This is a genomic window from Pseudomonas sp. PLMAX (genome assembly GCF_046042685.1).
Taxonomy (GTDB): Bacteria; Pseudomonadota; Gammaproteobacteria; order Pseudomonadales; family Pseudomonadaceae; genus Aquipseudomonas; species Aquipseudomonas putida_AE.
In genome coordinates this window covers 3,210,401-3,230,135 of the sequence record NZ_CP064949.1, presented here as the reverse complement: position 1 = coordinate 3,230,135, position 19,735 = coordinate 3,210,401, and the positions used below count along the sequence as shown (strand labels likewise).

General features: G+C 60.3%; 14 protein-coding genes and 3 pseudogenes. 12 read left to right on the top strand and 5 right to left on the bottom strand.

Annotated features, from left to right (window positions below; genetic code table 11):
• Window positions 1–80: 80 nt before the first annotated feature.
• Window positions 81–3,980, top strand: a complete 3,900-nt coding sequence (locus DKB71_RS14990; protein WP_408600888.1) for an autotransporter outer membrane beta-barrel domain-containing protein — start codon at window positions 81–83, stop codon at window positions 3,978–3,980.
• An 11-nt stretch (window positions 3,981–3,991) separates the two neighbouring features.
• On the opposite strand, the gene DKB71_RS14985 is transcribed toward DKB71_RS14990, so the two are convergent.
• The gene (locus tag DKB71_RS14985; protein ID WP_274076761.1) at window positions 3,992–4,900 is read right to left on the bottom strand and encodes a LysR family transcriptional regulator; all 909 of its coding nucleotides are present in this window, start codon (window positions 4,898–4,900) and stop codon (window positions 3,992–3,994) included.
• A 172-nt stretch (window positions 4,901–5,072) separates the two neighbouring features.
• Here DKB71_RS14985 and DKB71_RS14980 point away from each other — a divergent pair, with 172 nt between their 5' ends.
• Genes DKB71_RS14980 through DKB71_RS14970 form a run of 3 tightly spaced genes read left to right on the top strand, consistent with a single transcriptional unit; the run spans window position 5,073 to window position 8,120 of the window.
• Window positions 5,073–6,101: an alpha/beta hydrolase gene (locus DKB71_RS14980; protein ID WP_408600887.1), complete on the top strand. Its 1,029-nt coding sequence runs from the start codon at window positions 5,073–5,075 to the stop codon at window positions 6,099–6,101.
• Window positions 6,098–7,309 (top strand): MFS transporter, encoded by a 1,212-nt coding sequence (locus DKB71_RS14975; RefSeq protein ID WP_408600886.1) that lies wholly within the window; start codon window positions 6,098–6,100, stop codon window positions 7,307–7,309. Before DKB71_RS14980 ends, DKB71_RS14975 begins: the two co-directional genes overlap by 4 nt.
• Window positions 7,310–7,334: 25 nt before the next feature.
• Window positions 7,335–8,120, top strand: coding sequence for a carboxymuconolactone decarboxylase family protein (locus DKB71_RS14970; RefSeq protein ID WP_408600885.1), 786 nt, complete (start codon window positions 7,335–7,337; stop codon window positions 8,118–8,120).
• A gap of 67 nt (window positions 8,121–8,187) precedes the next feature.
• On the opposite strand, the gene DKB71_RS14965 is transcribed toward DKB71_RS14970, so the two are convergent.
• A complete protein-coding gene (locus DKB71_RS14965; protein WP_408600884.1) occupies window positions 8,188–9,051 on the bottom strand; it encodes an MBL fold metallo-hydrolase in 864 nt (287 codons plus the stop codon).
• A gap of 424 nt (window positions 9,052–9,475) precedes the next feature.
• Between DKB71_RS14965 and DKB71_RS14960 the strand changes: the two genes are divergently transcribed.
• The gene (locus DKB71_RS14960) at window positions 9,476–10,459 is read left to right on the top strand and encodes an NAD(P)H-dependent flavin oxidoreductase (RefSeq protein WP_408600883.1); all 984 of its coding nucleotides are present in this window, start codon (window positions 9,476–9,478) and stop codon (window positions 10,457–10,459) included.
• 259 nt (window positions 10,460–10,718) lie between these two features.
• Here DKB71_RS14960 and DKB71_RS14955 read toward each other — a convergent pair.
• Window positions 10,719–11,233: pseudogene (locus DKB71_RS14955) on the bottom strand (helix-turn-helix transcriptional regulator).
• Window positions 11,234–11,787: 554 nt separating this feature from the next.
• Here DKB71_RS14955 and DKB71_RS14950 point away from each other — a divergent pair.
• Window positions 11,788–12,135, top strand: a pseudogene (locus tag DKB71_RS14950) (serine hydrolase); the annotation flags it as partial.
• 59 nt (window positions 12,136–12,194) lie between these two features.
• On the opposite strand, the gene DKB71_RS14945 reads toward DKB71_RS14950, so the two are convergent.
• Window positions 12,195–12,968: an IclR family transcriptional regulator C-terminal domain-containing protein gene (locus DKB71_RS14945; RefSeq protein WP_274076755.1), complete on the bottom strand. Its 774-nt coding sequence runs from the start codon at window positions 12,966–12,968 to the stop codon at window positions 12,195–12,197.
• 145 nt (window positions 12,969–13,113) lie between these two features.
• Here DKB71_RS14945 and DKB71_RS14940 point away from each other — a divergent pair, with 145 nt between their 5' ends.
• The 6 genes and pseudogenes from DKB71_RS14940 to DKB71_RS14915 all read left to right on the top strand — a co-directional run bounded on the left by DKB71_RS14940 (window position 13,114) and on the right by DKB71_RS14915 (window position 19,131).
• The gene (locus DKB71_RS14940) at window positions 13,114–13,932 is read left to right on the top strand and encodes a shikimate dehydrogenase family protein (protein WP_408600882.1); all 819 of its coding nucleotides are present in this window, start codon (window positions 13,114–13,116) and stop codon (window positions 13,930–13,932) included.
• Window positions 13,933–13,964: 32 nt separating this feature from the next.
• Window positions 13,965–15,740: an FAD-dependent oxidoreductase gene (locus DKB71_RS14935; protein ID WP_408600881.1), complete on the top strand. Its 1,776-nt coding sequence runs from the start codon at window positions 13,965–13,967 to the stop codon at window positions 15,738–15,740.
• On the top strand, window positions 15,709–16,029 hold the full coding sequence (locus DKB71_RS14930) for an NIPSNAP family protein (protein ID WP_274076752.1): 321 nt from the start codon (window positions 15,709–15,711) through the stop codon (window positions 16,027–16,029). The genes DKB71_RS14935 and DKB71_RS14930 overlap by 32 nt, the downstream gene beginning before the upstream one ends.
• Before the next feature lie 70 nt (window positions 16,030–16,099).
• Window positions 16,100–17,836 carry an FAD-dependent oxidoreductase gene (locus tag DKB71_RS14925; protein ID WP_408600880.1) on the top strand — a complete coding sequence of 579 codons (1,737 nt, stop codon included), beginning with the start codon at window positions 16,100–16,102 and terminating at the stop codon, window positions 17,834–17,836.
• A 75-nt stretch (window positions 17,837–17,911) separates the two neighbouring features.
• Window positions 17,912–18,136 (top strand): annotated as a pseudogene (locus DKB71_RS14920) (hypothetical protein); the annotation flags it as partial.
• Between the two features lie 11 nt (window positions 18,137–18,147).
• Window positions 18,148–19,131: an LLM class oxidoreductase gene (locus DKB71_RS14915; RefSeq protein ID WP_408600879.1), complete on the top strand. Its 984-nt coding sequence runs from the start codon at window positions 18,148–18,150 to the stop codon at window positions 19,129–19,131.
• A gap of 110 nt (window positions 19,132–19,241) precedes the next feature.
• Here the strand turns inward: DKB71_RS14915 and DKB71_RS14910 are convergent, their stop codons facing one another.
• A complete protein-coding gene (locus DKB71_RS14910; protein WP_210624629.1) occupies window positions 19,242–19,676 on the bottom strand; it encodes a phosphate-starvation-inducible PsiE family protein in 435 nt (144 codons plus the stop codon).
• Between the last annotated feature and the right edge of the window lie 59 nt (window positions 19,677–19,735).

The following is a 19,735-nucleotide window of genomic DNA, read 5'->3' as shown; positions in this document are numbered from 1 at the left end:
ACCAAGGTCTATAGTTGTAACCGCCATGCCATAGCCACCTGGCTGGCAGGCATCGGTGAGAGTTGAACAGGGAGGTTTCAATGAAAAGCGCTCGCGACCATTTCCGTGTCGGGTTTGCCCCGCATTTCAAACGTAGCGCCTTGCTGGTCGCCATGGCCAATGTCCTGACGCTGGCGGATGCCCAGGCCGCCTGTGGGCCGCTTGCCGTCGGAACCTACAACGTTTCGCAAACCTGTACGCCTGCCGCCGGCGTCGATGCCTCGATCAGTACTCAAGCGGGTACGGCCATCACCACCACTGCCGGCTCCTCGGTGCTTGGTCGAGGCAACAACGCCAACTCAACCGTTGCCCTCAGCGGCACCACGATCAATAGCACGCCTCCGACGGCTGCAAACGCGGTGTTCTCGAACGTAATCGGATCCACCGGCAATGCGTCCCTGAGCGTCAATGGCGGCACCAACACGGTCAACGTGGGTGGCAGCGGACTCGATGCGCTGGCCATCACCAATGCCAGCAGTGGGCTGTCGACGTTTTCCGTCACTTCGGGCACCACCCTGAACATCCTCAACACCGTGGTCGGCAACGAACACGACGGGATCGATGTGAATGGTAGTGGCGGCGGCGGGATCAACGTGACCCACGATGGCAGTGGCCAGATCACCCTCCTCGGAGGCAACGGCATCTGGACCAAAGCCACCGGCAGCGGCGACACCAGCGTCAGTGTCGGTGCCGGGGTCAGTATCCTGGTGAACAACGACGATGCGCTGTCCGCCGGCGATCCCATTACCGACGATACCTTGCCTACCGCTGGCATTGGCAACCACGCCGGTGTCCACACCCGTGCGATCAATGGCAACACCACCCTGGTGAACGCAGCGACTGTCCAGGCCATCGGCATGAACGCCTTCGGCCTCTTCACCGAAGGCGGCGCCGGCAATACCCGGTTGAGCAACAGCGGGACACTCAGCGCCAATGGCGTCAATGGTTTCGGCATTCGCTCCTTCTCTACCGTTGGCAGCATCGACATCACCAACACCGGTGCGATCACCACCACCGGGGGCGGCGGACATGGTATCTATGCCAACGATAACGCTGGCGCTACCGGCTCGATCAGCATTGCAAACAACGCCGCTATCAACGTCGGCAACACGGCCAATACTGCCGGCTCGCGAGCGATCTACGTGATCAAGCGCGGTACTGGTGACGCGACCATCACCGGCAGCGGCAATCTCACCGTGCTCGGCGGGCTGAACACCACGCGTGCCTACGGCATCATCGTCAGCGCCGAAAACAACAATGTCCTTATCGACTATTCCGGCAACATCTTCGCCAGTGGCTTTGGCGCGGGTGGCATCCGGGTCGACTCGACGGGCGGCAATGTCCGGGTCGACTACTCCGGCAACCGTATCGAAACGATCAACAGCAACGCCAACGGGATTTATGCGTCGACCCAATCACCTACAGGCACCGTGGACGTCAATTCCGGTGGCACGATCATCACGCACTCCGATGCCGGGTCGGGCGATGGCAGTGGCATTGGCTCCTTTGGCATACAGGCACTGACGCTGGGCGGAAATACCAGTGTCACGTTCACCGGGCCGCTGATTGACGTCAATGGCCAGGGCGCGGCGATTCTGGCGGGCAACGCGTTCAACTCGGGCACCGGCCTGGGCACCCTGAATGTGAGTAACAGTGGGGAACTGATCGCTCGCGGCAATCAGCAGCGTGGCATCAGAACGTTGTCCGTCAGTGGCCAGCAAACCGTCGTCAACACCGGGCCGATTCAGACTCTGGGTGCCAGCGACAGCCAGGGGATTCTCGCGCAAGCATCCGGCGCGGCCACGCTCTCGGTCAGCAACACCGGGGCGATTACCACCAAGGGCACGGGGTCGTCGGCGATTGATGCATTGACCGAGGGCGGCGCGGTCAGCGTCAGCAACAGCGCGACCCTTCAAGGTGGATGGGCAGACAGCAGCGGCGTCACGCTGGGCGGTGCAGCCCAGACGTTGACGAACACCGGTGTGATCGGTGCGCTCAGCGATTCAGCGGTGCGTGCCGATGCAACCACGCCCGGGACGAATTTTATACTCAACAACATCGGTCAGATGACCGGCTCGGTCAATGCCGTCAGTGCCGCCAGTACGGTGAACAACAGCGGCACCTGGATCTTGCGCAATTTTGCCGATAGCGCTGGCAGCGGCACGCGTGATACCTGGGGTATTGCGACCAGCAACCTGGGTTCGGCGGGCAACAACAGTATCGACAACAGCGGCGTCATTCGCCTGGCAGCGCAACCCGCTACAGGCATCGTCAATTTCAATGCCAGCGGTGCCTATCTGCCCTTGGGCCAAGCGGCTAATACACCGACGCCGGGTGGCGCGGTGCAAGGCCAATTACTCGGCGTGAACAGCTTCACCCACAGCGGCACCCTCGACCTTGCGGCCGGCAGCAACACCGTGGGCAATGTGCTGTTGATCAGTGGCGCGACCACCGCCGGTACCGATGGCGGCGGGACCTTCGTGTCCAATGGCGGCAGACTTCTGCTCAACACCACCTTGAACGCTGGCGGCACCAACAGTCGCTCCGACATGCTGGTGGTGGACTCGACCAGCACCGGCAGCGGCGGTGCCACCGGGGTTACCGTGAGTAATGTCGGCGGACAGGGCGAGTTGACCCAGGGCAACGGCATCGCTGTCGTCGAGTTGCTGAACAAAACCGACGGCGCCAGTGACCCCACCGCGTTTCGCCTGGCCAGCAGGGCCGTCGCAGGGCCGTATGAGTATCGCCTGCAACGAGGTGCCGAGGATGGCACCGCCAGGGACACCTGGTTCCTGCGTTCGGATGCTCCCACGCCCCCTGCTCCCCCTGTTCCTCCAGACCCGAACCCCGATCCGACTCCGGATCCTGATCCAGATCCAACGCCTGATCCAACGCCTGATCCGACCCCGGATCCCGATCCAGCTCCCGCGCCCGTCCCGAATTTTCGGCCGGAGGTTTCGCTGTACGGCGCGGTTCCGGCGCTGGCGCTGGTCTACGGCAGGACAATGGTCGATACCTTGCACGAGCGGGTCGGCGAAGAACGCCTCAATGCCGGCGATCCATTGCCCAAGGAAGATGAGTCCACTTTGGCCCCGTCCATGGGCTGGGGAAGGGTCATCTATCGCAGTGGCAAACAGGACGGTGATCGCAAGAACGCCTTGGGCAATACGCCCGAGTACAACTACGACCTGACCGCCTTCCAGGTCGGCACCGACCTCTACCGCAAGGTCAGGACCGATGGCAGTCATGAACAGGCCGGTATATCGCTATCGGCCGGCACCATCGACGCAGGCGTCAGCCACTACACCCGCCGTCCCGCCGGTGAAGACACCCTGCGCGCTTACGGCGTGGGCGCGTACTGGACGCACTTCGGCCCGTCCGGCTGGTATCTGGACGGTGTGTTGCAGGTCAACCGCTTCGACATCGAGGCCAAGCCCAACGACCTGGCCAAACTGAAAACCCGCGGTTGGGGCTACACCGCCTCGCTGGAAAACGGCTACCCCTACGAGGTTGACAAGGACTGGTACGTCGAACCGCAGTTGCAGGCCATCTACAGCTACGTCGACCTGGACAGCAGCGACGACGTCGGCGCCAACGTTCGGTTCAAGGATGTGGACTCACTGATCGGACGGCTCGGTGTGCGCATCGCCAAGGACTGGGAAACCGAAGGCGTCGACAAGAGCGAACGGCGTACCAACGCATGGGTTCGTCCCAGTGTCTGGCATGAGTTCAAAGGGCAACCGAAGACCGAGTTTTCCTCTGAGTCGGGTTACGTTCCGTTCGAGTCAGACATTCAGGGCACCTGGGGCGAAGTCAATCTGGGCGTCGACTACCAGGCCAATCGACGCACCACGTTTACCGCTTCGGCGGGTTATCGCCAGGGGTTCGACGGGGACAGTCATGGGTATGACGCGATGCTGGGCTTCAAAATCAACTTTTAGAGGCAGTGGATTCAACCGGTCGGCGGCAAACGATCAACCCGTAACGCATCGACTACCAGCGAAAACGCCTGGGAGGGTTGTCGGCGGCTGGGGTAATACAGATGAAAGCCGCCGAAGGGTTCACACCAGTCCTCCAGCACCCGGATAAGCCGCCCGTCGGTGAGTTCTTGGGCAAACTCGTCTTCGGGCAGATAAGCGATGCCCAGCCCACCCACCGCCGCATCGGCGATATGGGTGGTGGAGTTGAATACCAACTGGCCGTCTACACGTACTTTAACCTTCTTGCCCAGGCGTTCGAATTCCCATGCATCCACGCCGTCATAGGTGGGAAAGCGGATATCGATACAGCGGTGTGCCGCCAGGTCGCGAGGGTGTTCGGGGGCGGGATTTTTCGCGAAATAGCCTGGCGCAGCAACGACGGCCATTCGTATAGGCGGGCCGATGGGCACGGCGATCATGTCCTGGGCCACCGTATCGCTGAAGCGCACGCCGGCATCGAAGCGGTCGGCGACGATATCGCGAAAGCCATAGTTGATATCGAATTCCAGCTTGATATCCGGGTACATCTGCAGCAACGGCGTCAACTTGGGCAACAGCGTTGTCTTGATGACATTGTCGCCGCAGGTAATGCGTACCGTCCCGGCCGGTTTATCGCGCAGCTCGGTCAACGCTTGCACTTCGGCCTCGATTTCATCGAAGCGACGGCCCACCGCTTCCAGCAATCGCTCGCCCGCCGCCGTCAGCGATACGCTGCGCGTAGTGCGGGTCAGCAAGCGAATTTTCAAACGAGCTTCCAATGCGGAAACCACCTGACTCACTGCCGATTGCGTCACCCCAAGCTGTACCGCCGCGCGGGTAAAGCTGCCCACCCGCGCCACCGTCACGAAAGCCAGCAAATCATTGAAATTGGGTTTGGCCATCGCGGACACGCTCGATTGATTGATTAGACACGGTTATAGCCGCATTAAGCATTCATTAGCTAATCAAAATCTGGTTATTGCGTAACACTACCCCGCATCCCAGCTTCTCGCCATGAAGAGGGGCGAGCCTCGCGCTACGTCGCCTTCAGCTTTCTCTCAAGAAGGATGCCCCATGAAAAGACTTCTCGTAATGCTCGGGTTGCTAATCAGTTCATTCACCGCCTTAGGAGCCGACATGTCCAACGGTGCAGATAATTTCTTTGAAAGTGACAAGGTGACCGTGCAAAAGGTCAGCTTCAAAAATCAGTACCAGCTCAACGTCGTGGGCAATCTGTTCATGCCAAAAGGGCTGGACAGCGCCACCCGCAGCCCGGCCATTATCGTTGGCCACCCCATGGGCGCGGTCAAGGAGCAAAGCTCCAACCTCTATGCGCAAAAATTGGCGGAACAAGGCTTCGTTACCCTGGCGCTGGATTTGTCGTTCTGGGGCGAAAGCGAAGGACGACCACGTAACGCGGTACTGCCAGACATGTACGCCGAGGACTTCAGTGCCGCCGTGGATTACCTCGGCACGCGGCCGTTTATCGACCGCCAGCGCATTGGCGCGCTGGGAATTTGTGGCAGCGGCAGCTTTGTCATCAGTGCCGCCAAGATCGACCCGCGCATGAAAGCCATCGCCACTGTCAGCATGTATGACATGGGCGCTGCCAACCGCAACGGGCTCAAGCATTCGCAAACCCTTGAGGCGCGCAAGCTGCTCATCGCGGCGGCGGCCGAGCAGCGTTATACGGAATTTATGGGTGGCAAGATCGAATACACCGGCGGCACGGTGCAGGAGCTCAATGCCGACACTCACCCTGTTCAACGCGAGTTCTTTGACTTCTACCGCACCCCGCGTGGCGAATTCACCCCGGCCGGTTCCACGCCGCAACAGACCACCCGCCCGACGCTGAGCAGTAATACCAAGTTCATGAATTTCTACCCATTCGTCGATATCGAGAGCATTTCGCCTCGCCCGATGTTGTTTATTGCAGGTGAAAACGCCCACTCCCGCGAGTTCAGCGAAGAGGCGTTTCGCCTGGCAGGCGAACCTAAAGAGCTGGTCATCGTGCCCAACGCAGGCCATGTCGATCTGTACGACCGCGTCGACCTCATTCCTTTCGCCAAGCTGACCCGGTTCTTTCAGGAACACCTGCAATGACCGCTGACGTCCAACTGCACGCCCCCGCCTTGAGCGAAACAGCTACGCGTACCGGTCATTGGGGAGGTGTTTATGCGATGACGCTATGCGTATTCGCACTGATCGCCTCGGAGTTCATGCCCGTCAGCCTGCTGACACCCTTGGCAAACGACCTGCAGGTCAGCCAAGGCCTGGCGGGCCAGGGCCTTGCCATATCGGGCGCGTTTGCGGTGTTGGCCAGCCTGTCGATCAGCTGGATCGCCGGCACCCTGGACAGAAAGACCCTGCTGCTGGCCCTGACCGGTTTGATGGCCGTATCGGGCACCGTTGTGGCACTTGCTCCAAACTACCTGATCTACATGGCTGGGCGAGCCCTGATCGGCGTAGTGATTGGCGGATTCTGGTCGATGTCGGCAGCCACTGCGATGCGCCTGGTACCTGCTGCGCAGGTGCCCAGGGCGCTGGCTGTTTTCAACAGCGGCAACGCCCTGGCGACGGTGGTGGCAGCGCCACTGGGCAGTTATCTGGGCTCGGTGGTGGGTTGGCGTGGCGCGTTCCTGTGCCTGGTTCCGGTGGCGTTGATTGCGCTGGTTTGGCAGTGGCTAAGCTTGCCGAACATGCCAACACAGAAGCGTTCGCCGGGTGCCGGCAATGTTTTCAAACTCCTGAAAAATCGCACGGTGGCGCTAGGCATGGCCGCCGCTGGCTTGTTTTTCATGGGCCAATTTGCGCTGTTCACCTACCTGCGCCCGTTTCTGGAAACGGTCACCCAGGTCAAGGTGCCGACTCTTTCTCTGCTGCTATTGGTGATAGGCGTCGCTGGCTTTTGCGGCACAACGCTGATCGGTGTAGTCCTCAAGCTCAGCCTCTACGGCACCTTGAGCACCATCTCGCTGCTGATGGCGGTTATTGCGCTGGCGCTGATTCCTGCTGGCACCGGGGTTATCGCTGTAGCGGTATTGCTCGGACTCTGGGGCTTTATTGCGACGGCAGCGCCAGTGGGCTGGTGGAGCTGGATTGCGCACGCCTTGCCGGATCACGCCGAAGCGGGTGGCGGCCTGATGGTGGCGATTGTTCAATTGGCTATCGCAGTGGGCTCGACCGTCGGCGGCGTACTGTTTGACGCGCTCGGCTACCAGAGCACATTTATCGCCAGCGCCGCGCTGCTGATGCTCGCCGCCCTGCTGACTTTTCTAACTTCACGTTCGCCGGTGTCGCACACCCGGTGAACCCACCTATCCAAGGAGCAAGGCCATGTTCAGCAATCATTCCCTTGCATGGAAGGGCCTCTGGCTGGCGGCCTGGATGCCATGTGCCCTATCGGCTGCGACAGATAGCGCCGGCCCGTCAACCTTCAACTCGTCTTACAGCTTCGCCAGTACCACACACAATTCGGAGACAAAGATGGTGACTGAACAAACCCTGACTGCAAAACAACTGGCTGTCGCCTCTATCGGCGCCAGCATGGCGACCGGCGATATGCCCCGTTTGCGCGATGCGCTCAATCGCGGTCTCGATGCCGGCCTAACGATTAGTGAGTGCAAGGAAATCCTGGTTCAGCTCTATGCGTATGCCGGTTTCCCGCGCAGCCTCAATGCACTTTCGCAACTGATGAGCTTGTTGCAAGAGCGCGAAGCACGCGGCGTTCACGACGAACCGGGGCGCGAACCAGGCCCTGTGCCGTCGGGCCATGCCTTGCTCGAACTGGGCACCGACAATCAAACCCGTCTGGTGGGAGCGCCGGTCTCAGGGCCGCTGTTTGAGTTCGCCCCTGCCATTGACCAGTTTCTGAAGGTTCACCTGTTCGGCGATATCTTCGCCCGAGACAACCTCGATTGGGCTGCTCGTGAACTGGCCACTGTTGGGGCACTTGCCGCGATGCCAGGGTTGGCGCCGCAGTTGGAGTCGCACCTGAAGATCAGCATGAATGTTGGCCTCACGGCGCAGCAGTTGAACCAAGTGGCTAGCGAACTCAAACACCGCGGTGACCGGGATGCGGCTGAGCGCATTGTTTCGGCCTTGGAAAAAATCAGAGGCTGACCAGGTCACCGATGGCGACGGATTGCGAGGAGTAACCTGTCCGGGTTCTCAATCGACAGCCGAAAGCTCAATTGTCGAAGCGATGGAGCGACGTGTACGGATCAAAGGGAACATAGCGTGATTGCCGGTCGCGCATGACCTTGACTATGGCGACGTCCGGGTCCACGGAAAAGAACAGGCGCCCGCGCATCGCCACCAGATGATCGAGCAGGCGCTCCTTGTCCCCGGCCACGCATTCGGGATTGCGATCATAGGCGCTGTTGACGTTCAGGCTCAGCCAGTGCGTTCCCGGGATCAGGTCGCCGACAAACACCACAGGCCCGCCGGGCAGCAGGATTTCCGGCAACAGTTGCCCCGGTGTGTAGCCGTCGCTGAAATGAAAATGCCACCCGCTTCCGAGGCGGTCGCAGCCATGGCCATCGATCAGGATCAGGCGGCCGCTGTTTTCCAGGCGATGCAAGAGCGGCGAGATGAACAGCTCCCGATCACGTGGATGGGGGTGGCGTGCTCGCACCCAGTGGCGTTCGCCCACCAGGTAATGCGCCTTGCGAAACAGCAGTCGTGGCATCTCCCCTTCCCTGACCCGCTCAAGCAGCTCCTCGGACAGCGGTGCATGCAGATGGGTCAGCACCACCGCATCGATATCGTCTTCGCCCAAACCGTGCTGCGCCAGGCTTTCCAGCAACCCTGAAACAGATGGCTGGCAGCGGCAGGCACGGGGTATCGGCGCCAGCAACGCATCGGCGCCGGCCAGCACGAGGATGTTTTTTCCATCCTGCTGCACCAGCAATGCCCGGGATGCAATGTCGACCCGGTTGTCCAGGTCCGGCGCCATCCATTGCGACCATTTCTGCCGCGGTGTATGACCGAACAGAACGCCGCCGTCGAGTTTGCGGCAGGTTCCTGCCAGAGTGGAAATGGTACGACTCACGACGCTCAACCCCTTGCTCCTGACTACCCCGCACACTGCGCACGAGGCTTCGAATCAGGTTTGCAGGTTAAGCCATGGCCACCCGTCACCGACCCACCCGCGTGGGGTGGGCCGGATCATCCTGCGCATTAGGCCAATGCCAACACCCGTTGCTCGATCTGCCAACGCTGGAAGAAGGGGTGGCAGCCTTTTTCGAAAAGCGTGCGCCCAACTTTCCGGGGCGAAGCTGATGGATGCCTGGCCTACCCGTTACAGGGGGTGTTATCGGTCATGCTGATTGTCCATCATCAAGCCTGACTCTCGTTTTACAAGCTTCGTAGGAGCAGAAATGCTTTGATGTAGTGGGCGGTCACCCTCCTCTATCGAACATTTCTGTTCCTACTTTTTCAACACCGACAAGTCCAGCACGGGCATTCCTTTCTCGATGACCATCATGAAAACCCGTATTACCGAACTGCTGGGCATCCAGTATCCGATCGTTGAAGGCGGCATGCAGTGGGTCGGGCGCGCGCAACTGGCCGCCGCCGTATCGAGCGCCGGCGCCCTGGGCATGGTGACGGCGCGCACACAGCCCACACCGGACGACCTGCGCCGTGAAATCGAACGCACCCGTGAACTGACCTGCAAACCCTTCGGCGTGAACCTCACGCTGTCACTGACCGCCAATGACGTGAACTATGACGGCTGGATCGACGCGATCATCCAGGGCGATGTGCGTATCGTCGAAACGGCCGGCAACAACCCCCAGCCGGTCATTGCCCGGTTGAAGGCGCACGGCATCAAGGTCATTCACAAGTGCACGTCGGTACGCCATGCCCTGTCGGCGGAGCGTTACGGCGCCGATGTCATTTCGATCGACGGCTTCGAAGCCGGTGGGCATTGTGGTGAGGACGATGTCGCGGCCCTGATCATGATCCCGGCGTTGGGCAAGGTCCTGAAGATTCCCTTCATCGCCTCCGGTGGCATCGCCAACGGGCGCAGCATGGCCGCCGCGCTGGCCTTGGGTGCCGACGGCGTGAACATGGGCACGCGCTTCATGCTGACCCGGGAATCCGCCATCCACGACGATATCAAGGCGGCCTTGCTGGCAGCGACGGAGCGCGATACCACCTTGATCAAGAGAACCCTCAAGCGAACTGCGCGGTTCTTTACCAATGACGTCTCGCAAGCAATTGTCGCCCTTGAGCAGCGCCCGGGTGGCGCCACCTATGACGACTTGAAGCACCTGTTGTCGGGCGAACGCGGCCTTGCAGGCCTGGAGTCGGGTGACATCACGTCAGGTCTCGTCTGTGCCAGCCAGGTCATCGGCCTGGTCGACGACATCCCGACCTGCGCCGAACTGGTGACACGCATGGTCGATGAATGTCGCGAAGGGCTGGAGCAGGCACTGAATCGATTCGACCGATAACCGTGCCGAGTCATGCGGTGCACACAAAAAACTGTGGGAGCAAGCTTGCTCGCGATGGACGTTAACGATAATACGGGCTGCCTGGATGATCGCGTTGCCTGGACGTTCTTTTGCACGAGCCACAGATCTGTGACACGTGTTGGACATTTGGCGGCACCAACGTTTCTCTGGGGCAGTTGCTTTTCCCTGACCCCAGGGCGGAACTTCGCCCACTCCTGAGCTCACTCAATGGATTGGCAAAAATCGCTCGGCAAACGACTCAGTAAGCCATGGCATGGATGGAAGGATCATTCCCCACGCGATCATTTTCTTTCTTGATGTTCACATGCATAGCTACCCGAGCCACATCCAGGGTAACGCGCGGAACCTGGTAGGTTCCTCTACCCTCCATCCAGTCAAGCACCTCGGCCAGATGCCAAATGGCGGAGCTACCTTCATGCACTGGAGCCGGGAAGCCTGGATAGCTGATCACCAGCTTGCGCATGTTTTGTCGAGTAACGCCCATCACTTCAGCCACATCGGTAAGGCCTACAAGATCGGGGTCGCTTCAATTAACCTGGCTTCGGGCACCGCACGACGTACATCTGCCAGAGCGCTTTCCACTGCTTCTCTCGCGGTAGCAGATTCGCGTACAAATTCGAGACCGAGGCGTCCAGGCTGGCCTACGCCCACCAATGCATCGTCACAACCTTCCTCTGCCAATTTCTCAATGAGTGCATCAGTGTCGGTGTCGTTGGTTGGCAGCTGGTACTTGAGAGTAAAGGTAAATTCCATCTCTTTTACTCCGTCTCTTGCTGGGCTCCCTCGACTTGTTTTTGCAAGGGACCCGGCTGGGCTTACTGGACTTTCGGGACTACTGGACTGGCTTAATGGGGTTGCTCTTTGTCAGCTTGGAGTTTTTCTCGTTGCCGAGCGCAGTTATCAACGACTCGACAAAGCTGCAAAGCATGGTTGGTCGGGTTCCTGGTACGCCCCATCAGTTCATCGCCTGTATGGAAGGTGCCCACTAGTTGTCAAGTGACAACCAACCCACAGGCATGGTCGCTGAATGTCGCGAAGGGCCGGAGCAGGCACTGAATCGATTCGACCGATGATCCTGCCGGCTCATGCGGTGCACACAAAAAACTGTGTGCGAGCCTGCTCCTGTAGGAGCAAGCTTGCTCGCGATGGTCGTCAACGATAACGCGGGCTGTCTGGATGATCGCGCTGCCTGGACGTTCTTCGCGAGCAGGCTCGCTCCCACAAGTCCGTGGGCAATCGTGCTTTCAATCTGATCCAGCACCCGGTTCGCCGTGATTTCCGCCAGCATGATGCTGTTGGAAATGCCAACGCATACAGGCTACAAGGTCGCAGATATGACGCAGGGCTTGGGATGGGAGTTTTACCCCTATCCAATTGAGCTCGACCGCTTGCTCGCGGGCAACTCGTACCCAATGATCCTTGAAACCCATGAAATTACCCGGCTCAACCCCCCGCTGCCACCGCAGGCTAACGTGCTCATTAACAAGCCAGGCATGACGGACGGTTTCGGCGCTTACATGGCCTTTGTTCCAGCCAAGGGCATGGGTATCGTGACGCTGGCGAACAAGAACTATCCCCTCCCTGCGAAGGTGAAAGCCGCCCATGAAGTATTGACGGCCCTGGATACCCGGATTGGATCGAGTGCGCGTCAGTGAGCGCTAGAAACTCTACGCACCTTAGCGAGGTGGCCTGGATGAGAGTTCGTCTCCTCTGCCTACAGCGTCATGATCGGCCGCAGCAGCGCCTGACCTTCATACAATGCCGACAGATAACGTTCGCGCATCTGCTCGACGGTCATTCGCGACGCATGGGTAGTGAGCGTCAAGGCGGCCTGCAACTGCCCTTCCCGATCAATCAACGGCACGCTCAGCACCCGCATGCCCACCTCATATTCCTGATCCACCAGCACGTAGCCACGCTGCGCCGCCAAGGTGATTTCGGCGCGGATCCGGGTTTCGTCGGTGAGGGTGTAAGGCGTAATCGCCTGTGGCGGGTTGCGTTCGAAATAGCCGTCGAGCGCCTGCCCTGACAGGCTCGCCAGCCAGAGCCGGCCACTGCCGGTGCAATACATCGGCACCCGCGAGCCAGGCCGAATCGACATCGAGGTGATGTGGCTGTAGCGGCTGCGCACAACGTGCACGATGTCATCCCCGTCGCGAATGCCCACCGACACATGCTCCTGGGTGGTTCGCGCCACCTGTTCGACGATCGGCCGCAGCATGCGCGGCAACACGGCCGAATCGACATAGGCCTGGCCGATGCGCAGGGTCTTGGCGGTCAGCCAGTAGAAGCGCCCATCGGTCTGCGCGAAATCGTCATGCACCAGCGTCAGCAAAAAACGCCGGGCGGCGCTCTGGGTCATGTCGGCCATGCGCGCCACCTCGGGCACACTCAGGCGCGGATGCTCCTGAGAAAACAATTGCAACAGCGCCAGCCCCTTTTGCAGGCCGACGATCAAATCCCGTTGATGGATGGTGGGTTGCTTCATCGATTCGGCTCTTAATCAGGCAAATAATGCGATTATCGCACTGATGATGCGATTATCAACTTAAACACCTTGTACCTTGATTGTTCACCTCCCTCCTCGCTTGCACTATCGGCCCCACAACACAGCCAAGAAGCGGGAGCATCAAATGATCCAGGGTTCGACTGAACTGGTCGCCATCGTCGGCTCACCGGTGACACAGGTGAAATCGCCGGAAAACTTCAACCGCTGGTTTGGCGAGCACCAGCAAAACGTTGCCATGCTGGCCATCGACCTAGCGCCGACCGCCCTGCAGAACTTCATCGAAACCTTGCGTGGCTGGCAAAACCTGCGCGGTTGCGTGGTCACCGTCCCCTACAAACAGCTGCTGGCCGGCCGCCTGGACAGCGTCAGTGAGCGCTCGGCGGCGCTCGGCTCGGTCAACGTGATCCGACGCGAGGCCGATGGCCGACTGGTGGGCGATATCGTCGACGGCGAAGGTTTTCTCGGTGCTGCGCGCCAGCAGGGTTTCAATCCGCAAGACAAGCAGGCGTTGGTGATCGGCACCGGCGGAGTCGGCAGTGCGATTGCTTACTCACTGTGTCAGGCCGGGATCAGTCATCTGGTCATCAGCGACTTGAGCGCGCAGCGCGTCGAGATGCTCGGCGAACTGTTGCGCGATGCTTTCCCCGAGATCGTGATCAGCGCCAACCCTGCCTCGCTCGAGCACTTCGATCTGGTGGTGAACGCCTCGCCGGTCGGCATGGGCGCCACCAGCGATGAAGGCCCGCTGCCGTTGCCGCACAACCTGATGCAAACCTTGCAAACGTCGACGCTGGTGGCCGATGTCGTGACTTCGCCGGCCGTGACGCCGTTTCTCGCCTTCGCCCAAAGGCGTGGTTGCCCGATCCAGACCGGCCCGGAAATGGCCTTGGCGCAACTGGGCAACCTCGGCCACTTCATGGGCGTCACACCGCTGCAGATCTGATCTGCGGCCGTGTCCTCGACAGGCGATAGACAATGAACATGACTACCCACTTCCCTGCCGGTGCCGACCTGGCCTACGACGTGATCGTCCTGGGCAGCGGTGCCGCCAGTTTCGCGGCGGCAGTGACCGCCTCTTGCCGCGGCCTCAAAGTCCTGCTGGTGGAAAAGACCGAAGCCTTTGGCGGCACCTCGGCGATCTCCGGTGGCGCGATCTGGCTGCACGATACCGATCAGGCCCGGGCCGCCGGGCATCACCTGAGCGCCGAACAGATGCGCTGCTATCTCAAGCAAGTGATCGGTGCCGGCTACAACCCTGAGTTGATCGATTCCTTCATCGACAATGGCCGCGAAGCCTTACGTTTCCTGGAGACCCACAGCGAGCTCAAATACAGCCTGCGGCCACTGTCGCCCGACTATTACCCGGATTTGCCCGGCGGCACGCAAACCGGTCGCGCCCTGGAAATCGACGAGTACGACGGGCGCAAGCTGGGTGAGCACTTCAAGGACCTCAAGCGGCCCCCGGACGGCATGCTGCTGTTCGGCGGCATGATGGTCAATCGCGTCGACATCCAGCATTTCCTCAGCTTCAAGCGCTCGCCGCGATCGCTCTGGCACTGCCTGAAACTGATGGGCCAATATGCCCTGGATCGCCTCAACCATCCACGGGGCACACGCCTGACCGTGGGCAATGCCTTGATCGCACGGCTGGCAACCACCGCCTTCGCCAATGGCGTCGATTTGTGGTTGCAGGCGGCCCCCGAAGCGCTGCTTGTCGAACAGGGCACCGTAAAGGGTGTGCAGATCACCTCGCGCGGGCAAACCCGCAAGGTATTTGCCAAGGGCGGCGTGGTATTGGCCATGGGTGGATTTGCGGCCGGTGCCCAAGCCGCCCAACAGCGGCCAGTGACTGACTCGGAACACTGGAGCATGTCGCCAACGGCCAACGTGGGTGACGGACAACGACTGGCCGCTTCGGTCAACGCGGCCATTGGCGACAACCTTGCGGCGAATTTCTTCTGGGCGCCGGTGTCGGTGCTGCGCAAGGCCGACGGCAGCCAAGAGCGCTTTCCGCACCTGGTGACCGATCGGGCCAAACCCGGCGTGATCGCAGTCAACCGCGCCGGTCGACGCTTCGTCAATGAGTCGGACTCCTACCACTGCTTCGTCGAAGGCATGTTCGCCAACGGCGGCGCCAATGCGCCCTGCTGGCTGATCTGTGACAGCGAAGCCTTGAACCGATACGGCATGGGCCTGGCCCGTCCGCGACCGGTCGATAACAGCGCGTTGATAGACGCCGGTTATCTGCTGCGCGCAGACAACCTCGCCGAACTGGCCCTCATCGCTGGCATCGATGCCACGGCACTGGAGCAGACCCTGGCGCAGTTCAACGCCGATGCAGCCCTTGGCGTCGATCGTCAGTTCGGTAAAGGCAGCAGCGCCTATAACCGCTACATGGGCGACCCGCTTCACAAACCCAACCCGTGCCTGAAACCGCTGCACAAGGCGCCGTATTACGCGATTCGCCTGTTCACCGGAGACCTCGGCTCGGCCCGCGGACTGGTCACCAACGGCCAGGCCAACGTGCTCGACCGCAGCGGCGCACCGATCCCCGGCCTGTACGCCGCCGGCAACGAAATGAATTCGATCATGGACGGCACCTACCCCGGTCCCGGCATCACCCTTGGGCCCGGTATCACCTTCGGTTACCTCGCCGCGAGTGATATCGCGGCCCGTCTGGACCGCAGCACAACCCAACAACCCCACACTGGAGAACAGCATGTACTACGAACTGCGCACCTACACGATTAAACCGACCCGCCTGGGTGACTGGCTGGCCCTGTACAAGAACGCAGCATTAGCCGTGCAGCAGGAGCACCTGGGCAACCTGGTCGGTTTCTTCACCACCGAAATCGGTGAGGTCAACCAGGTGGTGCACATCTGGGCCTATGCCAGCCTCGACGATCGCATGGCCCGGCGCAACGCCATGGCAGCCGACCCGCGCTGGCAGGACTTTGCCCGACAGAACAAGGAACTCGACGCTGTGGTGACGCTGGAGTCGCGCCTGCTGCGCCCGACCGACTTTTCACCTTTGCAGTAACCGTCGTCCTGCCGGGTCGCTTCCACTGGGGAGCGGCCAGCTCCTGCGATAAACAACAATGGAGGCCGCCATGGGCGTCTTGCCGTCGACTGACGTCGACAATCTTGTCTGTGATGTCCTGGTCATCGGTTCCGGCGCCTCGGGCCTGGCCTGTGCCGTCACCTGTGCCGAGCTTGGTCTCGACGTCATCGTGGTGGAAAAAGAACCGGTGCTCGGTGGCACCAGTGCCTGGTCGGGCGGCTGGCTGTGGATCCCCCGCAACCCGTTGGCAGTCGCCGAGGGGACAGTGGAAGAGTTCGAACAAGTGCGGACTTACCTGCGCAATGAACTGCACTGCGAGGTGCTCGACCAACGCATGGAGATGTTCCTTGAACAAGGCCCGAAGATGGTCGATTTTTTCCAGCGCCATACCGAAGTGCAATTTTTCTCCGGCAGCAAGATGCCTGACTTTCATGCCAGCGAAGGTCATGCCAGGGGCGGTCGCTCGCTCTGCGCCCTGCCGTACGATGGTCGTCGGCTGGGTCCCTGGATCAACAAGCTTCGGCGTCCGCTGGACCTCATCAGCCTTGCCGGGATGGGTATTGCCGGTGGCGCTGATCTCAACCATTTTCTCAACGCGAGCCGATCTGCACGCTCAATGCTGTATGCCGGCAAACGCCTGTTGCGCCATGCCCGTGACCTGCTGTGCCACGGCCGCAGCATGCACCTGGTGAACGGCAATGCATTGGTCGCCCGGCTGCTGAAAAGCGCACTGGACCGAAACGTCCGCCTGCTGACCGATACGCTGGTACAGCAACTGCTGCAGGAGGACCAGCGTGTGGTCGGTGCACGTATCGAGCGCAGCGCACGCCCGTTCGACATCCGCGCACGACGTGGTGTGGTGATGGCCTGCGGCGGTTTTCCCCACGACCGACAGCGGATTGCCCGGCAGTTCGCCCATGCCCCGGATGACGCCGGACACCTGAGCGCTGCCCCCAAGGGCAATACTGGCGACGGTTTGCGCCTGGGTGAAAGCGTCGGCGCTCGCGTGGCATCCGACTTGCCCCATGCCGCTGCCTGGGCACCTGTCTCTCGCGTGCCGCGCGAGGACGGGGGTTTCAGTGGCTTTCCCCATTTGATGGAGCGGGCGAAACCGGGTTTTCTCGCGGTGCGTCAGGATGGTCGACGCTTCGTCAACGAGGCAGACTCCTACCATGACTATATGTGTGCACTGTTCGATGCCTGCGGACCGGAAGAACCCCCGGTGTCCTGGCTGATCTGCGACCACCGTGCCCAGAGGCGCTATGGCCTGGGCTGGTCGAGACCCTTTCCATTCCCGACAGCGTCCCATGTTCGCATGGGCTACTTGATCAAGGACCCGACCCTGGCGGGACTGGCACGCCAATGCGGGATTGATGCGCAGCAACTGGAAGCCACGGTCAACTCGTTCAACCAGTTTGCCGAGAAAGGCTGCGATCCGCAGTTTCGGCGCGGTGAGTCGCTGTACAACCAGAACCAGGGGGAAATCCTCCATGGTCCCAACCCCTCCCTTGGCAGCCTGCGCCAGGGACCTTTCTATGCCGTGAAGCTGGTGCCAGGCAGCCTCGGCACCTTCGCCGGGCTGCACACGGATGCCTGTGCCCGGGTATTGGATAAAAATGACGCGCCGATTCCAGGGTTATTCGCCGTGGGAAATGACATGAACAGCATCATGAACGGTTTTTACCCCAGCGGTGGCATCACCCTCGGGCCGGGCATGACGTTTGGTTACATCGCAGGCAGGACACTTGCAGGGCCGTCAGATCGGGAAGACAGAGACGAAGGCTAAAGGCACTGATCCGACATGGCGGTTCACTGCAAAACCGCCTACGCTTCTTGCATGAGTCCCCAGGCTGTAGCTTCGGTAATAGTATCGGACTGGAGCGATCTGATTGCCTTTGACCCTCCGTTCATCGCCAATCCGGACCTGCCCGCGCGTATCGCCAACAACTAGCCCCTCAATCCGGTCGACCCGACCAGCATCTACGGCGCAATGGCTAAAGGCTACACGGACTACCCCACCTATCGTCCCTACGCGAACGATGCCGCGGCTCTGGAAACAGCCGCGAAGCTCACTATCTCCCATTGAGGAAGATAAGTATGTATCGACCAAGCACGGTGCCTTATCAGGAACATCGAGGTTTCAGGCGGACCTTCACTCCGGGTCATTTGAGCCTGGGATTGTTCTTTCCTCTGGAGGCCTTCGATCGGGACACTCCGACCATGCTCAACCAGGTCGTATTGGCCAAACGAGCAGAGGCGCTGGGCTTCTCCACGCTCTGGTTTCGCGACGTGCCTCTTCGGGACCCTGATTTCGGTGATGTCGGCCAAGTCTTCGACCCCTGGGTTTACCTGGGCTACATGGCCGCTCATACATCAGAGATAGCGCTTGGCACCGCATCCATTGCCATTTCTTTACACCATCCTCTGCACACGGCCAAGGCCTCAGCCAGCGTCGATCAGTTGAGCGCAGGTCGCTTGATTCTGGGGGTAGCCTCCGGCGATCGCCCAGTCGAGTTTCCGGCCTTTTACGTCGATCCCGAAAGGCGCGGAGAAATCTTTCGAGAGCACTACGAGGTGATTCGCCGAGCCCATAGCACCAGCTTCGAACCCATCCGCTGGAGCGGTGGTGAACTGCGGGGCGCAGACCTCATTCCGAAACCCACAACCCAGGTACTTCCAATGCTCGTGACCGGCAATAGCCGCCAGTCACTGGATTGGATCGCGCGCGAAAGCAGCGGATGGATCAACTATCCACGCGCACCGAAAATGCAGCGGCTGATCGTTGAAGATTGGCGGCTGGAGGTAATGAAGCAATGTGGCTCCGTCTACAAGCCCTTCACTCAATCGCTTTACATCGACCTCGATGAGAACCCGTCCACGCCGCCCAATCACATTCATTTGGGGTTCAGGCTTGGCCGCGACCACCTGCGGGCTTTGCTGGAGACGCTTGAGGAAATCGGCGTCGACCACGTTATCCTCAATCTCAAATACGGAAAACGGCCTGCTGCGGACGTCATTGAGGAGCTGGGCACTCACATCGTTGCGCAATTCGGAGTAAAGGCGCGACCTGGAGCGAATTGATACGCCGGTCGCCGCTCTAACAATCCTTTCATTTGGACCGAGCGCCTCGGCATGGCTTGAAACTTGGCTTCTCTCGCTGGAAAATTGTTGGCATTGCGAAGCCCTTGTAGCTATTCATCCTTATCACACTCTCGTAAGTCATCCTTATCACGCTCTCGCAAGAGCCAGCAGACGATGCCGAGCACCAGGGTGGCAAATCCTAGTGCGGCAATGGTGAGCGCAGGAGTAGCGGCAGAATCGAGAATGACGAACTTCCGGCTGAGCGCCAGCAAGGCGATCAACAGCACTGTGCGAACCTGAACGATGCTGTTGCGTCGTAGGGCCGGGCGCACAATCGAATGCTTAAACTCCAGGGCTATCAGCACGGTGAAGATTGAGCCAAAGAGGGCCTGGAAAACATCGTGATCTAGAGGGTCAATCGCACCACCGATCACCAACGGTACAACCCTGCGACAGAGCTGCAGTAGAGCCATCAAAATCACAGACGCGATGATGAGACTGAGCGCAATAACAACCAATTGTTCGAAACGTTCGTAAGCATTCATCAGCGCCCACTGAAGCCTGAAATTTTTCAGCGTCGAGTTGCGCTCACGCCTTTCAGAAT

What these genes read in the sequence shown, in the direction of transcription:
- DKB71_RS14990 (WP_408600888.1), top strand. Translation starts at nt 81, where the DNA reads ATGAAAAGCGCTCGCGACCATTTCCGTGTCGGGTTTGCCCCGCATTTC.
- DKB71_RS14985 (WP_274076761.1), bottom strand. Translation starts at nt 4,900, where the DNA reads ATGGCCAAACCCAATTTCAATGATTTGCTGGCTTTCGTGACGGTGGCG.
- DKB71_RS14980 (WP_408600887.1), top strand. Translation starts at nt 5,073, where the DNA reads ATGAAAAGACTTCTCGTAATGCTCGGGTTGCTAATCAGTTCATTCACC.
- DKB71_RS14975 (WP_408600886.1), top strand. Translation starts at nt 6,098, where the DNA reads ATGACCGCTGACGTCCAACTGCACGCCCCCGCCTTGAGCGAAACAGCT.
- DKB71_RS14970 (WP_408600885.1), top strand. Translation starts at nt 7,335, where the DNA reads ATGTTCAGCAATCATTCCCTTGCATGGAAGGGCCTCTGGCTGGCGGCC.
- DKB71_RS14960 (WP_408600883.1), top strand. Translation starts at nt 9,476, where the DNA reads ATGACCATCATGAAAACCCGTATTACCGAACTGCTGGGCATCCAGTAT.
- DKB71_RS14945 (WP_274076755.1), bottom strand. Translation starts at nt 12,968, where the DNA reads ATGAAGCAACCCACCATCCATCAACGGGATTTGATCGTCGGCCTGCAA.
- DKB71_RS14940 (WP_408600882.1), top strand. Translation starts at nt 13,114, where the DNA reads ATGATCCAGGGTTCGACTGAACTGGTCGCCATCGTCGGCTCACCGGTG.
- DKB71_RS14935 (WP_408600881.1), top strand. Translation starts at nt 13,965, where the DNA reads ATGAACATGACTACCCACTTCCCTGCCGGTGCCGACCTGGCCTACGAC.
- DKB71_RS14930 (WP_274076752.1), top strand. Translation starts at nt 15,709, where the DNA reads ATGTACTACGAACTGCGCACCTACACGATTAAACCGACCCGCCTGGGT.
- DKB71_RS14925 (WP_408600880.1), top strand. Translation starts at nt 16,100, where the DNA reads ATGGGCGTCTTGCCGTCGACTGACGTCGACAATCTTGTCTGTGATGTC.
- DKB71_RS14915 (WP_408600879.1), top strand. Translation starts at nt 18,148, where the DNA reads ATGTATCGACCAAGCACGGTGCCTTATCAGGAACATCGAGGTTTCAGG.
- DKB71_RS14910 (WP_210624629.1), bottom strand. Translation starts at nt 19,676, where the DNA reads ATGAATGCTTACGAACGTTTCGAACAATTGGTTGTTATTGCGCTCAGT.